Consider the following 6,115-nt stretch of genomic DNA (forward strand, 5'->3'; position numbering starts at 1 on the left):
CGCCCTCACTGCCGGCCGGCCTGCCCGGCAGCCACGGCGACCCCGGCCAGCTGCGGATTCTCCTGGTGGGCCGCGGTCAGCTTCACCCGGCTGAGGCGCCAGCCGTCCGGCGTGCGGACCGCCTCGTTGTCGTAGAAGCCGGCCACCAGCCAGCGGTCGGGCCCGTCGCCGGCCAGCTCGGCCGGGAGCCAGTGCTCGGCGCGGACGTGCGCGTGGATCGTCGCGCGGTCACCGTCGACGGCGATCACGTGGCCGGTGATGGCGTGGTGGGTCGCCGTGAAGGACGCGAAGGAGGCCCGGACGATCCCGACGTAGTCGCTCAGCGGCACGGTCATCGGCGGGATGCCGGCGACGGACTCGAAGTCGATCGTGAGCGGGTCGGTGAAGACGAGGCCGGGCAGGTCGGTGAACTCCTTCAGATCCGCGATGTCGGCGTAGCGGCTCAGCAGTTCGAAGAGTTGGGCGCGATCGTCGAGCACGGTCATGGGAAGCCCTCGATTCTTTTGGCGACAATCCGTCGCAAAGATTACGACAGGTTGTCGCCAAAAACAACCGGGTCCGCGGCGCGAGAGCGTCCTGGACCGGCGACTACAACGCCACGGTCGTCGAGGACGCCGACTGACCGGCGGCCACCGTTGGTGGTACAGGGATGGACCGCCCGGCGGAGCTGCGGGGCTACCGTCGCTCGTATGACCCTCCGACGGAGCGCCGACCCCGCGGTCGGCGAGCAGATCCGCGCCCGCCGCCTGCTTCGTGGGTGGAGTGTCCGGTACGCCGCCAGCCGGGCCGGTGTCTCCCACGCCACCTGGAGCCGGATCGAACGGGGGCTCCAGACGGCCGACAACCGGTTCATGCTGGCGGATATCGCCGGCGCCCTGGACTGTGCCCCGGCCGATCTGGCCGGTACCGGGGTGCCGGCTCTCGACCGGGCGACCGCGTCCGCCCGGGCCGGCGTGTTCGAGCTGCGCCGGGCCCTGGTCGACATCGACCTCACCGAGCCACCGGCCCGGCCCGCGCCGCCGACGGCCGAGCTGCGCCGCAGCGTCACCCTGGCCGACGCCCTGCACCAGGCGTGCGACTACGCCGGCGCCTCCCGCCTGCTCCCGGATCTGCTGCGGGACCTGCACACCGAGACGGCCGGCCCGGATCAGCTGGAGGCGCTGCGGCTGCTGTGCGACGCGACCCACGTCGCGTCCACGGTGCTGCGTGGTCTCGGGTATCCGGCGGACGCCTGGCTGGCCGCGGAGCGGTGCCGCGACGCGGCGGAGGCGACCGGCGACCCGGTGCTGCGCGGACACGCGGCGTACGCGCTGGCCCGAGCGGCCACCGCCTGCGGTTCGTACCAGCGGGGCCAGACCCTCGCCGAGCGGGCCGTGGACGACCTGAGCCGGCACCTCGGGCGGCCCGGCGGGCCGGAGGTGCTCGGCTCGCTGCACCTGGTCGCCGCCCTGGCCGGCCGGTGCCGGCAGCGGCTCGACGACAGCCGGGACTGGCTGGTCGAGGCGGCCCGGCTGGCCCGCCGCACCGGCGAGACGAACACCATGGGCATGTTCTTCGGACCCACCAACGTGGACATCTGGCGGATGAGCATCGAGGCCGGCGACGGCGACCCGGTCCGGGTGGTGGAGATCGCCCGGCGCACCGACCCGCGGGCGATCCCGGCCGGGGTCCGGCAGGTCTTCTACTACGCCGACACCGCCCGGGCCCTGACCCGCATCGGCGGGCAGGACCGCGAGGCCGTCCGCTTCCTGCTCACCGCGGAACGGATCGCGCCGCAGCATGTGCGCACGTCGGCCGAGGTCGCCGAGACCCTCCGGATCCTGCTGGACCGTTCCCGCCGTCAGGCCGGCGGCACCGAGCTGCGCGCGCTGTACGAGCGCATGCAGACCGGCTGAACCCGTTCCGGTCAGAGGTCGAGGACCCGTTCCAGCAGGCGGTACCGCCACATGCCGCGCAGCACGAAGAACCGGGTGGCGACGACCTGCCGGTTGCGCATGCTGTCATGAGCACCGGCTCGCCTCGGGGCAACAGCGGGCGTGGCGTTCGGCGTTGCTCGACCATGTCGTCACGATGGCCCGCCGCCTGCTCATCCCCCGGCTGAGCGGGCTCGGGGCGCTGGGCCTGGTCGGGGTCATGAGCGGTGCCGTGCTCACCGAGCTCGTCCTGCTCGACGGCGACGTGCTGGTACCCCTGATCCTGCTGGTCCTGCTGGCGACCATCGTGTGGTTCCGCCGGACCGCACTCTCGCCCTGGTCGGACACCTGCGGCCGCGCACGTCCGACCGACGGGTCTAGACCCGCCCGCCGGACAGATGCTCGCTCCCGGTCCGGCGAGGTGCCGCACCCGTACGCCGTGGGCCCACGCCGGCAGCTCGGGCAACCACTCCCCCAGGTCGACGCGGTGTCCAGCCGAGCCTGTCGCACCGGCAAAGCCACACAGGCGGCGGTGATCTGCTTGGACAGCGAGGCGACAGGTACCACGATGTCAGCAGTGAGCCCGCCTTGGGCCGGGTAGACCGGCAGGCCCCCAGCGCGCCGCGTTCCGACGACCAGCGGCTCGTCCTCGCCGTAGCCGGCCTGCCGGATCAACATGTGCTCTCGAAGGGGATCTCGGGGATGTAGCGGGCCCATTCCTCGGCGGTGAGGCCGCGACCGCTCACCGCGCACGCCTGCCGGGCCGGATCGGCGGCGACTTCCTTCGGCACCGTGATGTCCCAGAGCGTGACGGCGGTGCTCGGGCCGCCGTACGTGCCGCCGGCGGCCAACGTGCGGCCGTCCGGGCTCAGCGCCGTGTAGAAGCTCTGCAGCTCGGGACTTTTCATCGTGGCGTACCGGATCGGGGTCGCCGGGTCGGCGATGTCCCACAGCATGATGGCATTGTCCAGGCTGGCCGTGGCCAGCGTGCGCCCGTCCGGGGTGAAGGCCAGCGAGAGGATCGCGTTGGTGTGGCCGATCAGGGTGGCGATGCGGCTGGGCTGGGACGGGTCGCCGACGTCCCAGAGCATCGCCGCCGCCTCGTTGTCCGTGCCGGCGGCCAGGGTGCGGCCGTCCGGGCTGAACGCGAGGACCTTGGCGGTGTAGCCGATGAATTCCGAGAGGGCGATCGAGGTGAGCCGCACCGGGACGGAACGGTCGGCCAGGTCCCACAGGGACACGTTGTAGCCCTCGGCGACGGCCATCGTGCGCCCGTCCGGGCTGAACGCGATGGCCGTCAACGTCTTGCGCAGGGCGAGCGTGGTCAGCAGCACGGGGTGCCGGCGGTCGGCCAGGTCGTACAGCGTGGTCCTGCCGTCGCGGCGCCCGACGGCCAGGGTGCGGCCGTCCGGGCTGAACGCCGTCGCGTACACCAGGTCGCCTTCGTCTTTGATCGTGGCCAGCTGGGTGGGTGCGGTCGGGCGGGCCATGTCGAAGAGGGTCACCGTCTTGTCCGCGCCGGTGGCCGCCAGCGTACGGCCGTCCCGGCTCAGCGTGATGGCCTCGACCTTGCCGGTGCTCAGCGGTACGGCGTCCCGCCGCACGGGACGGGTCGGCTCGGTCAGGTCCCACGGCACGGCCGATCCTTGATGGCCGGCGGCGAGCAGCGAGTGGCCGTCCGCCCCGTACGTCAGTCCCACGATGCTGCCCGGGTACGGTCCGGGCAGCTCGGCGATCGCGTCGCGGGCGAAGCGGCCCCTGGTGTTCCACAGCGTCGCCGTCCGGCGGTCTCCGACGGTGATCAGCGTGCGGGCGTCCTGGCTGAAGGTCATCGACTGGACCGGGCCGCCACGGGCCACCACGGTGGTGATCTGGGTCGGCAGCCACGGCCACCCGTCGTTCTGGTCGACCGTCCACAGCGTGGTCGACCCGTCCGAGTCACCGAGGGCCAGCATGCCCCCGTCCGGGCTGAACGCCATCGTGCTCAGGTGCGCCTCCCCGGACGCCGCCACCTTTGAGGAGCCGCGCCGGGGCTGGGCCGGGTCGGTCAGGTCCCAGAGCCGCATGTAGTCGCCGTACTCCTCGACGGCCACCACCGGCAGCTTCGGGTTGAACTCGACGGCGGCGTCGACGACCGGATCGCCCCAGAGCTGGGTGAGCGCGGCCCCGCGGACCGGGTGGGCCGGATCGGTCAGGTCCCAGACGGTGACCGCGGTGCCGCTGGTCACTCCGGTGCGCCCGTCCGGGCTGAACTGCAGGGGGTACGCCCCCGGCATGCTAGCCAGCGTCGACGGTGTCGCCGTGCTGAGGTCCCACAGGACGGTGTTCTTGTCGCGGTTGCTCGTGGCCACGGTGTGACCGTCCGGGCTGAATGTGACTGCCACGATCCCCGCGGCGTCGGGCAGTGCTGCCTTCCGTACCGGATGGGCCGGGTCTGTCACGTCCCACAGCACCGCCTGCGGGCTGCCGTCGGAGACGGCCAGGGTCCGCCCGTCCGGGCTGGTCGCCAGCGTCTTGTCCGCCGTTCCACCGGCCGGCAGCAGGCCGATCCGGGCGGGGTTCGCCGGGTCGGCCGTCTTCCACAGCGTCACCGTCCCGCCGGGCCCGGCGACGGCGACCACCTGACCGGCGAGGGCCGCGGCATCAACCGCGTCGGCGAGGGCGCCGGCGTAGTGCGTCGACATGGCGAGGTGGCTGAGTTCTTCGAGGGTCTGGTCGTCGGTGTGCAGGCGCTGCGCGGCCACGCCGAGCATGAGGGCCTTCTTCGGGTCGTCCGTGATCATCGCGCGGGCCCGGCCCATCAGCCGCCGGTTGATCACCAGACGCTGCTGCAGAGCCATCTGCTCGCGTTGGCGGCGGGCGTCCGCGGCGGCTTCCCGGGCCAGTTTCTCCTGCTTGATGCGCTCCTGGTTGGCCTGCCGGGCCAGCTCGCGGTGGTGCCGGGCCAGCTTCTCCTGCTCCTTCGCACGGGCCCTCGCCTGCTTCGCCAGCTCCTGCTGCCGCCGCGCGTTGGCCAGCTGCTGTTCGGCGTTCTCCCGCTGGCGCGCCGCGTCCTCGGAGGCGCCCTGCGCCGCCGCCCGTTGCCGCTCCGCGTTGGCCTTCTGCCGGTCGGCGTCGGCCCGGAACTGCTCGGCGTTGGCCTGCTCGCGCTTCGCTTCGGCGGCGGCGTCCTCGGCCAGTGCCTGCTGCTCCTCGGCGAGCTGCGCCTGCCGTTCGGTCTCGGCCACCGCGTCCTGCGCCTTCACCTCCTGCACACGGGCGTTCTCCTGCTGGCGCAGCGACTCCTCCGTGGCGCGTTCGGCCGTGCCGCGTTGTTCGGTCGCCACCCGCTGCTGCCGGACGGCCTCCGCCGCGGCGGCGTTGGCCCGGCCGGCGTTGCGCGTGGCGACGACACCGGCCAGCGACGCGAGCAGGGTGAGCAGCACCAGCGTCGCGACCGCGACGGCCGACAACCGCCGGGCCCGCCGGTGGTACCGGACGTCCTCGCCCTCCAGCTCGTCCTTGCTCACCCCGTGCATCGGGGCGGCGAGCTGGGCGATCGCGTCGCGGAAGCGGATGTGCTGCAAGCTCAGGTGTACGTCATCACGAGCCCAGCGCAGGTCAAGGTACAGCGGTTCCTCGGTGAACACACCCCGCAGCGCAGCCGGCACAGCCGTGGAATCGGCGGTGAAGTCCCGGGTGTCGGCGTCCCAGCGCCACTCGCCGTCGGTGACCACCGGGAGGACGCGGTCCGGTGACTTGGTCGCCACCCAGTGCTCGATCTCCCGGTTCACCCACGGTGAGCTCGCCGCCTCGGGCGAGGCCAGCAGCACGAAGAACTTGGAGCCGTCCAGGGCCTGCTGGATGGAGCTCCACAGCGCGGGCGTGACGGCCAGCCCGGTCTGGTCCCGGAAGATCCACAGTGCGCGGCGCCGGTGCCACGGCTTGGCCAGCCGGTGCAGACCCCGCTGGACCGCGGGGGCGAGACGCCGGTCGGCGGCATGGCTGTAGGAGATGAACCCGTCGAACGGCATGACTGTCCCCGTCGTCAGCTTGATTGACGGGGACCGATTCTCCACGTCACCGGCGTACCGGTAAAGCGGTCGGGGGGGGGGGGGGGGGCCCCCCCCCCCCCCCCCCCCGTGGGCCAGCCCTTCCCCCAACCCTGTTTTTCGGGGTGGTTACCTCCCCCAACTCGAGGGAGGGGGCCGTTTTTCCTCCCC

Annotated in this window: 4 protein-coding genes; 2 read left to right on the forward strand and 2 right to left on the reverse strand. The window is 72.8% G+C overall.

From position 1 onward, the window contains the following. Positions 1-5: 5 nt before the first annotated feature. Complete coding sequence (locus tag ACZ6S4_RS15250; protein WP_465475520.1) at positions 6-485, reverse strand: nuclear transport factor 2 family protein; 480 nt, start codon at positions 483-485, stop codon at positions 6-8. A 204-nt stretch (positions 486-689) separates the two neighbouring features. Here ACZ6S4_RS15250 and ACZ6S4_RS15255 point away from each other — a divergent pair, with 204 nt between their 5' ends. Next, the gene (locus ACZ6S4_RS15255) at positions 690-1,895 is read left to right on the forward strand and encodes a helix-turn-helix domain-containing protein (protein ID WP_465475521.1); all 1,206 of its coding nucleotides are present in this window, start codon (positions 690-692) and stop codon (positions 1,893-1,895) included. A 154-nt stretch (positions 1,896-2,049) separates the two neighbouring features. After that, complete coding sequence (locus ACZ6S4_RS15260) at positions 2,050-2,514, forward strand: hypothetical protein (RefSeq protein ID WP_465475522.1); 465 nt, start codon at positions 2,050-2,052, stop codon at positions 2,512-2,514. A 70-nt stretch (positions 2,515-2,584) separates the two neighbouring features. On the opposite strand, the gene ACZ6S4_RS15265 is transcribed toward ACZ6S4_RS15260, so the two are convergent. Then, positions 2,585-5,926, reverse strand: coding sequence for a TIR domain-containing protein (locus ACZ6S4_RS15265; protein WP_465475523.1), 3,342 nt, complete (start codon positions 5,924-5,926; stop codon positions 2,585-2,587). Positions 5,927-6,115 lie beyond the last annotated feature (189 nt).

It is taken from the genome of Actinoplanes sp. NPDC051405 (assembly GCF_055586185.1).

Bases quoted from the DNA above. Each gene is read 5' to 3' on its own strand.
- ACZ6S4_RS15255 (WP_465475521.1), top strand. From the start codon at position 690: ATGACCCTCCGACGGAGCGCCGACCCCGCGGTCGGCGAGCAGATCCGC.
- ACZ6S4_RS15250 (WP_465475520.1), bottom strand. From the start codon at position 485: ATGACCGTGCTCGACGATCGCGCCCAACTCTTCGAACTGCTGAGCCGC.
- ACZ6S4_RS15265 (WP_465475523.1), bottom strand. From the start codon at position 5,926: ATGCCGTTCGACGGGTTCATCTCCTACAGCCATGCCGCCGACCGGCGT.